The organism is Clostridium aminobutyricum (assembly GCF_017255415.1).
GTDB lineage: Bacteria > Bacillota > Clostridia > Peptostreptococcales > Anaerovoracaceae > Aminipila > Aminipila aminobutyrica.
The window spans coordinates 353,774-366,478 of the sequence record NZ_JAFJZZ010000001.1 but is presented as its reverse complement, the minus strand read 5'-3'; the positions used below and the strand labels follow the sequence as shown (position 1 = coordinate 366,478).

The window sequence follows — 12,705 nt, the reverse complement described above, 5'->3', positions numbered from 1 at the left end:
TTTTATTTTTTATGATAAAATGTGTTGACAGTGTACTATTTCAGATAGTACACTGTCAACAGGAAGCAACAGGTCCTTTAATCGTACGATTATACAGCCAGTTGGCTCATCTCACTATATTGCTATGCAATTAGAGTAGTGAATAAAGGAGGTATGATATATGTTTCAACTCGACTTAAAAAGTAGAAAAACCATCTACGAGCAAGTAGTTGATAACCTCAAGGAATTGATGATTGCAGAAATTTTGAAACCGGAAGAAAAACTCCCCTCAGTTAGAGATTTATCTAAAATGCTGACCGTAAACCCTAACACGATTCAAAAAGCTTATCGAGAGCTTGAATATCAAGGATATGTTTATACGGTAACAGGACTTGGCACTTTTGTAGCAGTACCGAAAGAAAACGCAATCAATCCAGCTTTACTGGAAGAGATAAAATCGCGGATTCGCAACGACATTCGCGAACTGTATTTTCTAGGTATTTCTTATGAAGAAACCCAGAAAATACTCAATCAATTGCTTGAAGAAAGGAGTGACAAAAAATGATTTTGATTCAAAACGTGACGAAAAGTTTTGAGCAGTTTAAGGCACTCGACAATTTAGATATTCATGTGAACAAAGGTTCCATCTATGGCTTGGTCGGTACAAACGGTGCCGGTAAAACAACCATTATAAAGCACCTGACGGGCATTATCCGTCAAGATGCAGGTCAGATTACAGTTGAAGGAGAAGCAGTCTTTGATAATCAGAAAATCAAAGAAAAGATGGGATTTATCCCGGATGATTTGTTTTTCTTCTCTACCTATAATTTGAAGGAAATGTCTAAGTTTTATAAGCAGCTTTATCCGAATTGGAACGAAGAGCGTTATGCGCACATGGTCTCTCAATTCAAACTGGATGAACAGCGAAAGCTCGCTAGGTTTTCCAAAGGGATGCAAAAACAGGCTGCCTTTATCCTAACGATGTCTACCATGCCCGACTATCTGATTTTAGATGAACCGATAGACGGATTAGACCCTATTATCCGAAAATTAGTGTGGAAATATATCGTAGAAGATGTGGCCGAAAAGGAAATGACCGTGCTGGTTTCCTCTCACAACCTTAGAGAATTGGAAGGGATCTGTGATTCCATCGGAATTCTGTCGAAAGGCCACATGGTGATGGAACGGGATTTGGATGAGCTGAAATCAGATATTCATAAAATACAGGTTGCTTATAAAGAAAGACCTGAAAATCCATACGAAGGGTTAAACGTTCTCCATCAAGAAGCGAGAGGAACGATAGATTTGCTAATCATCCGAAACAAGAAAGAGGATGTGGAGAAAGTAATCGAAAAGAACCATCCGGTTGTATTCGATATGCTTCCTCTCTCCCTTGAAGAAATATTTATTTATGAGTTAGGAGGTGTAGACAGTGAAATTCAAGGCATCTTATTTTAATGTATCGCTGCCTTTGGTAAAAGAAAACTTGAGAAGATTCTGGGCCATTCCGGTCATTAGTTTTCTGATGTATTTTCTTTCCGGAGCCGTACCGATACTCATGTCTTATTCTCATATCAACGATATGGCCGACTATATTCAAATGTGTTTAACGAACCAGCAGCCTTTTTATATGGCAATACACCTGATAATGCCTATCATTACGGCCGTCATTGTATTCCGATATTTACAGGCAGCCAGTTCTGTTACTGCGATGCACGCCATGCCATTTACAAGAGCAACCCTGTATAACAGCAGTGTCGTCTCCGGGCTGATATTAACCATACTTCCAATTGCGGTCAATGAAATTATATTGCTGCTTATTGCAAAGCCAACCTATTTCGCGTACGGCTATATCATTCCTGCTAATGCTGAAAACGTCTTTTCAAGGATTGATGTGCTCAGCTGGTTTTGGCATTCCCTCATTATCATCTTGGTGATCTATGCCATTGCCGTCTTCGCCGGACTTGTTACGGGAAATTCTATCATGCATCTGGCAGCAGCCTTTGGCTTTAATTTTCTCGTTCCGGCATTATACGGTACGTTCATTGTCTATTGCTATACATACCTTTTTGGATTTGCCAGCAACGGAAATTGGGAAGAGATACTTACTGCGATCAGTCCTTATCTTCAGGTTTTTTCCTTCAAAGATCATTTCCCGATTGGACTGCAAATTTATTACATTCTAAATGCGGTAGTCCTTTTCGCTTTGTCGGGAATGTTGTATCAAAAAAGAAAACTTGAACGCACATCGGATTCGCTTGTATTTAGCTTTATGATTCCGATTATTAATTATCTCATTGCCTTCTTTGGAATGTCGCTGGTCGGATTTTATTTTACCTCTCTTGACTCCGAACAAGGCAAGGGCTATATGTACAGCGGCCTGATTGCAGGTGCCATAATATTCTTTATACTGGGCCGTATGATTGTTATGAAGACTCCCCGGGTCTTCAACAAACAAAGCTTCAAAAACTTTGGGATATATGCCATCCTGGCCATTATTTTTGTAACGTCCATCACATTGGATTTAAGCGGATTTGAGGACAGAGTCCCTGCATCTTCTACAGTGAAAGGCGTTTATTCCACTACATTTAATGATTTCAATGATATGGGAAGATTGAGTCCAAGTGTCTTCAATTCCAGAACAAAAGAAGATAAGCAGGATCAGAATCCGTCGGATCAATTTTATTATAAAGATCCGCAGAATATCAAGGCGATCACACAGTTACATAGCAGTATTATTGACAGCAAAGTCCAACTCAAAGACTCCGATTACAATGGACTTTCTCAAACCATATTTATCAATTATATCAATGGGTTCCCTCTTGGGATGCAACGTTCGTATCATTTAGATTATGGCCTTATTGCAAGCAATCCGTATTGCAAAGAACTCTTTGAATCCAAGGAATTTAAAGACTTCTTCTCCATGAGCAATCTAAATTATGAAAGAATTGTCTCGATCAATTTACAAGATCAGTTTTACAGCATTGGATATGACCGTCCTGGAATCAATATTTCGAATCCGTCTAAAATAAACGAGTTACTGTCCTGCTTCGATAAGGATTTCCAAGCAAGAACCTTTGAGCAGCATATCAGTTGTTTACACGCTTACGGAACGGCAACTATCTCTTATAAAATGATCTCTGAAGATGATAAACTGGTCAATAATTCCATTGAATTGAGAGTATTGCAGTCGGATACAAATACCCTTGGTTGGCTGAAGGAGAATAGATATGAATCCACCTTCGTGATCAACCCTTCCTCTGTAAAATCCATTACTTTCTATAAGTATGATAAGGAAGAGCAAGACAAATATTATAAAAATCTATCTGCAGAACAAGCGAAAAGTCTCGATGAGTCTATCGAACCAAAGGTAGTCATTACTGATAAGGCTCAGATTCAAGAAATCTTGAGTTCATATTGTACGGATCGTACAAACTACGATCAATATTATCATGGTTTCATTACCTTCGCACGGGAAAATAAACCGGATAACTCTTTTGATAACAATAGCAATTATGGGGAAAGTTCTTTCGGAGATATTTACTATACCGATCAAACTGTGCCTGCTTTTATCAAAAAAGCCTTTTAACTCTCCTTCGCTCGTATTTAGTCGCAGCTTCTGATGAAGCTCTGCCCATATCACAAGCGATAGCTCCTATATAATAAAAATAAAGCGCTTAACCCTTTTTCGGCGGGATAGGCGCTTTACTTTATTCTTCATCAATTTACTGCTCTTTCCTGTCTTAAAAAATGAAGCAGCTCTTCGTAATATGGAGAAAAGTAGCTATTTTTTCTCCAAATACACGTGATATCATGCATCATATCAAGACCCTCTAAGTCAATTTTCTTCAATCGCCCTTCTTCCAGCTCTTTTTCGGCTGCTGCTTCATATAGAAACGTAATACCGCAATTCTCTGCCGTGAGATACTTTATCGTGTTTAGATTACTGATTTCTATTCTGTTCTTAAAATCCCGTAAGGTATAATTTTGCCTTTCCATTTCTCTTTCCAATATTTCTCTCGTTCCGGAACCTTCTTCCCGCACAATCAACGTTTCCTCAAATAGATCTTTTAATTCCAAGGATTTATTTTGAAATGAATGAGAAGCGGCGCAAACAGCAATATACTTTTCCTTCGAGTAAAGCCTGTGATCATACTCACTTTTCGCAAAATATCCTTCTACAATTGCAAAATCAATGTTACCAGCTTCCAATTCCGTTAATAATTCACCGGTATTTGCAATGAGCATCTTTAACTGAACGGATTGATGCGACTTTAAATATCTGGTAATCTGTTTCGGCAGAATAAATTCACCGACAGTTAACGTGGCCCCAAATCTTATTTTTTTCTCATGCAGACTATCTGACAACCGATCTTTCAATATCTTTTCATCGTGCTTCATGGTAATGAAAGCATTCAACAGCATTTTCCCTGATTCGGTTAATTTCATTTTCCTTCCGGAAAACTCAAATAATTTCACCTGATAGCTTTCCTCTAAAAAACGAATATGCTGAGATACCGCAGGTTGGGTAATATTCAATTTTTCCGCTGCTTTCGTGAAGTTCATCATTTCACATACTGTTATAAACGTCTCTGTTCGAAAATCCAACATCTGTTCTCCTCCTGACCATTTCGAGCGTAATATAAAAAAGCCTACGTTATAAAAAATTATTATATAAATATAATATATCATAATTTCACTTTATCAATAGGATTTGTTATACTCAGGAGGTAAATTTGATAAGAAGGATGAAAAAACAATGAAAAGCATCAAGAAAAGTAGTGTAGGAATTTTATTATGCACAGGGATTGCAATACCGGCTACCCTACTGGGAAAACACCTGCCTATTATCGGCGGACCGGGTTTTGCAATTCTCATCGGTATGATGGTCGCTCCAGTTTTGAAATCAAAGCAAATTTTTCAACTCGGTATTTCTTTTGCTTCCACCAAAATATTACAATCTGCAATTATTCTGCTTGGTTTTGGACTGAATTTGTCCGTTATATTTACAATAGGAAAGCAATCGCTTCCGATTATCCTGTCTACGATTGCAGTTTCCCTGATTGTCGCCCACATGCTCTATCGATTGCTGGCAATCGATTCCACTATCTCTACTTTAATCGGTGTAGGTTCTTCTATTTGCGGCGGTTCTGCCATTGCAGCTACCGCCCCCGTGATTGGAGCAACCGAGGAGCAAATCGCACAGTCGATTTCAGTCGTTTTTCTTTTTAATGTCATCGCCGCTCTCCTCTTCCCAACTCTGGGGGGTATTCTAGGCATGTCGACCGAAGGCTTCGGTTTGTTTACAGGTACAGCCATCAATGACACGTCCTCCGTAACGGCTGCGGCCTGTGCATGGGACGAGCTGCATCAAAGCAATGCACTGGATATTGCAACAATTGTAAAACTGACCAGAACGCTCGCTATCCTGCCCATTACGATTTGTTTAGCCTGTTGGCGAGCAAAAAAAGAAAAGACTTCGGATTCAAGCATCCGTCTTTTTACAATCTTTCCTCGTTTTATTTTATACTTTCTGATGGCTTCTGTTCTGACAACCGTATTCCAGCTCTCCGCTGAAGCAACGGCTCTCATCAAGGAGATCAGTAAATTTTTTATCGTTATCGCGATGTCTGCCATCGGTTTAAATACGAATGTCATTAAACTCATCCGAACAGGCGGCAAACCGATACTCCTGGGGCTGTGCTGCTGGGTCTGTATTTCTGCGGTCAGCTTAGGGATGCAAAAGCTATTGGGTATGTGGTAATCCTCATTTCTCTTTTTTACGGAATTACGAAAATACTCCCTTCAACTATACTTTGTCGGGAGTATTCTCTCCTGCCTTATTTATTTCTGATACCGTTCTTTTCTGAAATTCAGGCCTTGTTATTCATCCGCCATGCCGAGAATTTCTACCTGTATGCCTCTTTTCAGGAATTGTTCTTTTGTCCTCATCAATACCTCATCAGGCGGGGTCTCAAATTCTTCCTGCTCAATCCCTATTTCTCTGCTTTTCGATATGCCCATATTATGATAAGGCAAAACGTTTACTTTCTTTAGTCCATGTGCAATCATGAAATCGCAAAGCCGTTCCACATTTTCCTCACTGTCATTAACCTTGTGAATAAATGGTACTCGAATCGTTATTTTCTTTCGGATACTCAGATCTGTAGCAAGTTTTTCAAGGTTATTCAGAATCACTTCTGTGGAAACACCTGTATACTTTTTATGCAGCTCTGAATCCATATGCTTTATATCAAAGAGAATATCGTCACAGATTTCTGCTAATGCATGTAACTCTTCGTATTTGCCAAATCCACTTGTTTCAACTGCTACAGATATCTTTCTCTTCTTCACTTCTTTCGCCACGTTAATTGCATACTCGCTGTTTGCTAAAACTTCACCACCGCTTAAAGTGATTCCACCGCCTGAATGATCAAAGAATTCTTTATCCTTTTCAATTTCAGCGATTAAATCCTCCAAACTGTATTCATTGGACTTTGTATATAATGCGCCAGAGCAGCATATTTCAATACATTTTCTACATGCTATACACTTTTCTCTGTCGATGACAATTTCATGATCTCCTGCGGATATGGCATTCACAGGACAGACTCCTATACAATGACCGCATACAATACATTTATTTTTTTTGTAGTGAAGATAAAACGATGCACTGAACAATTCCGGATTATGGCACCACGCACAAGATAAGGGACACCCTTTAAAAAATATCGTTGTGCGTATGCCTGGGCCATCTTCCGTAGAAAAACGTTGCAATCCTCCTATATAGTTGACCTTATTCATGTTATCCACTAATTTGGTGTATGCGCTGTTCTTGAAATTACATTATCCTGTACATTTTTATCCAGTTCAGTAAAGTAAGCAAGGTATCCAGCTACACGCACTAAGAGGTCACGATATTTTTCGGGTTCTTTCTGAGCCGCTCTAAGGGTTTCATTGTTTACGACGTTAATTTGAATATGTTCTCCCATATTATCAAAATAGGTCTGCACCACGCTTCTTAAGATTTCTCGGCCTTTGTCCCCTTGGATGCTTCTAGGTTCAAATCGAATATTAAATAAGCAACCATCCTTTGCATTCTTTTGATCCAGTTTCGCAACGGATTTAACAGCTGCTGTCGGACCGCTTACGTCTCTTCCCATTACAGGAGAGCAGTTATCGTTCAATGCTTCTCCGGCAAATCTTCCGTCCGCAGAAGCTAAAACACACTTTCCTTGAGATACGTTCATGGACTGAGATTCTACTACAACGACATACTTTCCGCCTCTGGAATCACGGTATCTGGATAAGCTTTCGCTATAGTGTTTAACAATGCCGGCTGCAATCGCGTCCACGTAGTCATCATCGTTTCCATACTTTGGCGCCTTATTTAAAAGAGTAAGACGAATGTCTTCTTTTCCTTCAAAGTTTGAATGCAATGCATCCATCAACTGATTCATATCAAATACTTTCTTCTTAAATACTAAAGTATCAATGGCGGCCAATGCATCAGCTGCATTTCCGATACCACAAATAAATGCTCCGGATTCGGAATATCTGGCTCCGCCGTGCTGTACCGATTTTCCTTTTGCAATACAATCATTAATTGTCATGGATGCAAAGGATACCGGTTCACGATTTGCATGCATAGAACCTACTACATTAAAGCCTTTTAGCATTAAATCTACAAAATAATCAATTTGTGTATTAAATGCCTTTGTCAATTTTTCTAAGCTATCTAAGGTGCTAAGTTCTCCTGTTTTTGGTCCAAGCTGTTCACCATCCACTGGATTTACACCATTATGTAGAGCCAGTTCTACACACTTCAAGAGATTTACGTATCCTACAGTCGGACGACCATCAGAGCATCCTGCTACACATGGCTGAACGCAACCCTGGATTCCCCAGTTTCTTGCTTCCTCGATAGATGCTCCCATTTTCTCCATAACCATCGGCACAACCAAGTTATCATTGAAGAATGCCGGTGTAGCTAATCCTTCCTGAATCATTTTTAATGATTCTTCCATCAGTTCTTCTGAAATGCCGTCAAAGTAACGTACAGAAGCTGTAGGCTGGGAAGTCTGAACACCACGGTTCGCTTTCAGAACTAAGAAAGAAGTCTCATTGGTTGCATCTTTTCCGTCTGCTGTTTGTCCTCCGATAATAATATTCTGCCAAATCGGATATCCTGCAAAGGATTCACTATAGAACTTATCACGAAGCTTGATGATATCTGTCACCTTGATAAAGAAGCATTGTAAGATTTCTATCGCTTTTTCTTCTGTGATACGTCCTTCGGCTGAATCTTTTACATAAAAATCATTGATATACTGGTCAAATCGGTGGAATGAAGTACCGTGACCGTTTGCCTCAATGCTGATGATAATGTGTACGAACCATACAAACTGTACGGCTTCCATAAAGGTCTTTGCTGGGTTTAACGGTACATTTTTACAGACTTCACTGATTTCTAATAATTCTTGTTTCCGGATTGAATCCGTTTCTTCTGCCGCTAATTTAGCTGCTAATTCGCTGTAACGTTTTGCCAATTCGCCTGCTGCATCAATGGTAATAATAACGGAGTTCCAGAAATCCACCTTCGCCTGTGTTTCAGGAGAGTCAATTTCTGTCTCTTCAATTTTTTTCCGGCACTTTTCTTTATAGTAATTTAATCCGTTCCTTAAAAGATTGTAGTAGTCTGGGGTAAGATGCCCTGTTCCGCAATCTCTATTGCCGATTGTAAAGACACCGCTGGTTTCCGATTTTTTTGTGTGTTCAGGCAAATGCCGTGCGACTATTTGGTCAAAGCTTCTGTCTTTCCATTTAGGCAAAATCTGAAGTAATTCTTTTTTGTCTTCCTCCAGCAATACAAGAGGGTCACTTGGTCTAGTTGCAAAATCATCAATTTGTTCTATAATCCATTCTGAATTGTATTCCGGGAAAACCGGAGCACAGCGTGGCTTATCCGTATGATTCGCTACAATCAATTCGCCTTCCTGCATAAAGATCGTCATATTTTTCAAAATATGCGCTAACATATAGGCTTTTTGAAGTACCGGAGGCTCTGCTGCATATTGTTCAATAGCTTCCGTAGCAAGCCTTGCCCTTTCTGCACTCAAGCTTGGCTTTACACTATTTTGTATTTGCTTTAGCTTTCTAACGCGTTCTGTCATCATAATAAAGATTCTCCTCTCAATTAAACACGGGATTTAAGATATGTTTCTCCAGATGCTCTCTTTATCATAATATTACTAAAATTTCGATTACTTAGTAAAACGCGTCTTCTTCATATTGATTATTAGTATTTTTAATACTAACGTTTTTTCAACTGTTTCTATTCCTCCCCCAGCAAAACATCCTTGGTACATTTGATAAATCGTTCCATAGCCGGAGAAATATTTTGAAAAGAACGAACGGCCAATCCCAGCTGACGATATACATGAGGAAACAACGGTTTTGTCACCACATTGATGATTTGGCTGTGAAGAATTTTCTCCAAGATCAGTTCGGGGATCATACTGATTCCCAAATTATGTTCGATCATAAACACAACGGAAAAATCCGAACTGCAAGAGTACTTAGATTTTAACGGTATTCCATTCCTCTCGAAATATCTGCTTATATCCCGGTCCGGCCCATCTAAAGACCGAAACATGAGAAAGGATTCTCCCACAAAAGCCTCTACCGGTACCTGATTCAGTTTTGCGAAAGGATGATTCGCCGGCAGTACCGCTAAATACGGATCTTTTTTCAAGTCAATCCATTCAAAATTATGATAAGGCTGTTTGCTGAAAAAGCATATGTCGATAAAACCTTCCTGCAGCCATTCCTCCAAGCGCCATATACTGTTTTCTTCGAAAAGTTCAATTTGAATACCTGGATATCTTTCCTGAAAAGTCTGAATCACTCGCGGCAGCCAAACACTGGCCACTGTAACAAAGCTGCCGATCCGAACTTTACCGGTCTCCAGTCCTTTAATTAGATCAAATTCCTGATTCAGTTTATCGTTGAGTTTCACCAGTTCCCGTATCGTAGGGAGTACCTGCTTTCCTTCCGGCGTCAGCTGCACTCCTTTATTGCTTCTTTGCAAAAGCGAAAACCCAATCTCATTCTCCAGGCTATTCATCATGTGGGTAATGCCGGACTGGGTATATCCCATGTCCTCACAGGTCTTGATAAAGCTTCCTTTATCGATGGTATGGAGTAAAACTTCATATTTTTTAGTATCCATTCGTTTCTCCTTCTTCCCCTGCAATTATCACCATTTTGCAGAAACAGCAACACGATACCTCTTTATTTGCTTGCGATCACTATTAAAGGCATCGACTCTAACGGCTTAAATTCTTCTTTTTTAAAGCTCCCAAAAAATTCTACTTTAGAAAACCCTGCCTGTTTTAATAATTCTAATAGTTCCTGGCTTCATATGGGATGAAGCTTTACACTAACTTTTTTTCATTATAATGAATAGCCGTACAAATTACAAATTTTATATATAAATGTGGCTTCGTCACTCCACTTGAATAAAAGCCCGCCGAGGTTATACTCCTCGGCGGGCTTTTATTATCTATAACCATGCTCCACGGTTACATTACTTCTCCCTCATTAAATTTGAAATGTTGGATCAGTTCTTTTAACATCGCAGCCTGAGCCGACATCTCTTCGCTTAATGCGGCACTTTCTTCCGCAGTGGCACTGTTTAACTGGATCACTTCAGATACTTGTGTAAGTCTGGAGTTGACCTCTTCAATCGCCTTTTCCTGCACAATAGCTGCATCTGCAATATGCTGAATCACTTCCGAAGATTTTTCAGAACTTGAAATGATATCATTTAAAGACTCTGCTGTTTCGGAAACGATTGACGTACCGTTGGAAATTGCAGTCATCGAGTGTTCGATCAGTTCAGATGTGTTTTTTGCACTTTCCGCCGATTTACCCGCAAGATTTCGAACTTCATCGGCTACAACGGCAAAGCCTTTGCCGGCTTCTCCGGCACGTGCTGCTTCAACCGCTGCATTTAAAGCCAGAATATTGGTTTGAAATGCTATGTCATCAATGGTTTTAATGATTTTTCCGATTTCACTGGAAGCATAGCTGATCTTATCCATGGCTTCTATCATTTTCTGCATCTGCTGTTTCCCTTGAGAAGAAGAGGCACTGGCTTCATCCGCAATCTTCTTCGCTTGTTCCGCATCTTTAGAAGTCTGTTGAATGTTGACCGTCATATCACTTACAAAATTGGACAATTCCTGTATAGCCGCTGTTTGTTCCGTAGCACCTTGTGCCAATGTCTGTGATCCTGCGGCCACTTGATCAGATCCACGTGCTACTTCATCCGAAGAAGTATTGATTTGAGATAAGGTGCTTGAAATATTAACGGAAAACTTATGAATAGAATCGTTAATGCCAGACAAATCACCCTGATAATCCGCTTTGGATTGTAAAATAAAATTCCCATCGGAAAAGTTTTTCATCGTGTTATCGATATCATGAAGAATATTGCTTAAGTTGTCAACCGTTTGTTTCGTCGCCAAAGACAAGGTTTCCAGTTCATCTCCGCTTGCTATCTCGGGAACCGGCGAATGTAAATCCCCCTGACTGAGCAAGGCCAAGCGTTGAGTAGTGATCTTTAAGCGTTTTGTCATTCGCCCAGCCATAATAGTCATCGCTACGATTCCCAATGCGCCCATAACAATACCACATATCAGAATGCCGATTAAAGAAATCTGCTTGGCCACCTGATAGTGGCTGATCGTTTTTTCGATATCCTCATAATAATTACCGGTACTGATATACCACCCATACGGCTCATATTTTTCCGTAAATGCTCGTTTCTTAAAGCTGCCTTCCTTGTCGGGTTTGGTGAAATAAAATTCCGTAAACTCGCCGCCTTTTTGATTACCGGCTTTGATTACATTTTGAATATAATAGTTTCCTTCTAAGTCTTTTACATTATAGCGTTGTTGACCCTCATATTTGGCGTTCATATGTACAATACAAGTGCCGTCTTCTAAATCCGCCCAGAAATATCCGTCTCCGCCGTTATATCTGGTATCACGTACAATCTTTTTAGCGGCTGCCATTTCTTCATCGTGTGTTATCTCACCGTCTACATATCGTTGGTGGTTTACATCCAATACACTGATTAGGCTTTCAACACTAGTTTTTATCACCGCGTCAAACTTTTGCTGCTCTGCTGCAATTGCTGAGTTATGGGCTTTCGTCAGTTCAACAAATGATACAAGTCCTTGTATAAGGACCGTTATCAGAATCAGGAACCCGAAAAAAAACACTAGCTTTGTCTTGATGGTTGCTTTCTTGATCATTGGTACATTCCCCTTTACTCAAATTCTGTCAAATTATAAGATATGGTGGGTTGCATCACTGACTCCATACATATTAAGATGCCCAAATACAATATGTACTTCATTATCCCCTTATTCTTAAAAGTTATCTTAACACTAAAAAAATTCTATGGCAATATTTAACTATATAGTTTGTCTATTTGTTTTAAATTTCGGTCTCAATCAACTCATTTAATTGAAATATCAACACTATTGTGATGCCGGATAGGTTGCTTTCATTGCTTCGTTAGCTGAAACTAAATATTATAAATTAAAAAAATTGCCAAGATATTCACTGTCAATTGACCATGTTGATATAGAAAATTTACCCAGCTTGGGCGGATGTAAACAAAAAAGACCACACGAAATATGTGGAATTTTGCTT

9 protein-coding genes and 1 riboswitch are annotated in these 12,705 nt (G+C 39.4%); of the genes, 4 read left to right on the top strand and 5 right to left on the bottom strand.

Annotation, left to right across the window (positions count from 1 at the left end; translation table 11 throughout):
- Positions 1-160: 160 nt before the first annotated feature.
- Genes JYB65_RS01830 through JYB65_RS01820 form a run of 3 tightly spaced genes read left to right on the top strand, consistent with a single transcriptional unit; the run spans position 161 to position 3,568 of the window.
- Positions 161-544, top strand: a complete 384-nt coding sequence (locus tag JYB65_RS01830) for a GntR family transcriptional regulator (RefSeq protein ID WP_206580866.1) — start codon at positions 161-163, stop codon at positions 542-544.
- Positions 541-1,437 (top strand): ABC transporter ATP-binding protein, encoded by an 897-nt coding sequence (locus JYB65_RS01825; protein WP_206580865.1) that lies wholly within the window; start codon positions 541-543, stop codon positions 1,435-1,437. The genes JYB65_RS01830 and JYB65_RS01825 overlap by 4 nt, the downstream gene beginning before the upstream one ends.
- A complete protein-coding gene (locus JYB65_RS01820; RefSeq protein WP_206580864.1) occupies positions 1,412-3,568 on the top strand; it encodes an AEC family transporter in 2,157 nt (718 codons plus the stop codon). Before JYB65_RS01825 ends, JYB65_RS01820 begins: the two co-directional genes overlap by 26 nt.
- 131 nt (positions 3,569-3,699) lie before the next feature.
- On the opposite strand, the gene JYB65_RS01815 is transcribed toward JYB65_RS01820, so the two are convergent.
- A complete protein-coding gene (locus JYB65_RS01815; RefSeq protein WP_206580863.1) occupies positions 3,700-4,590 on the bottom strand; it encodes a LysR family transcriptional regulator in 891 nt (296 codons plus the stop codon).
- 148 nt (positions 4,591-4,738) lie between these two features.
- On the opposite strand from JYB65_RS01815, the gene JYB65_RS01810 reads away from it, so the two are divergent.
- Complete coding sequence (locus JYB65_RS01810) at positions 4,739-5,743, top strand: YeiH family protein (RefSeq protein WP_206580862.1); 1,005 nt, start codon at positions 4,739-4,741, stop codon at positions 5,741-5,743.
- A gap of 119 nt (positions 5,744-5,862) precedes the next feature.
- Here JYB65_RS01810 and JYB65_RS01805 read toward each other — a convergent pair whose 3' ends face one another.
- From JYB65_RS01805 to JYB65_RS01790, 4 genes are all read right to left on the bottom strand, one after another.
- On the bottom strand, positions 5,863-6,783 hold the full coding sequence (locus JYB65_RS01805; protein ID WP_206580861.1) for a glycyl-radical enzyme activating protein: 921 nt from the start codon (positions 6,781-6,783) through the stop codon (positions 5,863-5,865).
- A gap of 8 nt (positions 6,784-6,791) precedes the next feature.
- Complete coding sequence (locus JYB65_RS01800) at positions 6,792-9,155, bottom strand: glycyl radical protein (protein WP_206580860.1); 2,364 nt, start codon at positions 9,153-9,155, stop codon at positions 6,792-6,794.
- Positions 9,156-9,313: 158 nt separating this feature from the next.
- On the bottom strand, positions 9,314-10,210 hold the full coding sequence (locus JYB65_RS01795; RefSeq protein WP_206580859.1) for a LysR substrate-binding domain-containing protein: 897 nt from the start codon (positions 10,208-10,210) through the stop codon (positions 9,314-9,316).
- A 352-nt stretch (positions 10,211-10,562) separates the two neighbouring features.
- Complete coding sequence (locus JYB65_RS01790; RefSeq protein ID WP_206580858.1) at positions 10,563-12,302, bottom strand: methyl-accepting chemotaxis protein; 1,740 nt, start codon at positions 12,300-12,302, stop codon at positions 10,563-10,565.
- A 36-nt stretch (positions 12,303-12,338) separates the two neighbouring features.
- Positions 12,339-12,422, bottom strand: a riboswitch (cyclic di-GMP riboswitch).
- Positions 12,423-12,705 lie beyond the last annotated feature (283 nt).

Coding starts and splice junctions, on each gene's coding strand:
- JYB65_RS01790 (WP_206580858.1), bottom strand. CDS start 12,302: ATGATCAAGAAAGCAACCATCAAGACAAAGCTAGTGTTTTTTTTCGGG.
- JYB65_RS01800 (WP_206580860.1), bottom strand. CDS start 9,155: ATGATGACAGAACGCGTTAGAAAGCTAAAGCAAATACAAAATAGTGTA.
- JYB65_RS01815 (WP_206580863.1), bottom strand. CDS start 4,590: ATGTTGGATTTTCGAACAGAGACGTTTATAACAGTATGTGAAATGATG.
- JYB65_RS01825 (WP_206580865.1), top strand. CDS start 541: ATGATTTTGATTCAAAACGTGACGAAAAGTTTTGAGCAGTTTAAGGCA.
- JYB65_RS01830 (WP_206580866.1), top strand. CDS start 161: ATGTTTCAACTCGACTTAAAAAGTAGAAAAACCATCTACGAGCAAGTA.
- JYB65_RS01805 (WP_206580861.1), bottom strand. CDS start 6,783: ATGAATAAGGTCAACTATATAGGAGGATTGCAACGTTTTTCTACGGAA.
- JYB65_RS01795 (WP_206580859.1), bottom strand. CDS start 10,210: ATGGATACTAAAAAATATGAAGTTTTACTCCATACCATCGATAAAGGA.
- JYB65_RS01810 (WP_206580862.1), top strand. CDS start 4,739: ATGAAAAGCATCAAGAAAAGTAGTGTAGGAATTTTATTATGCACAGGG.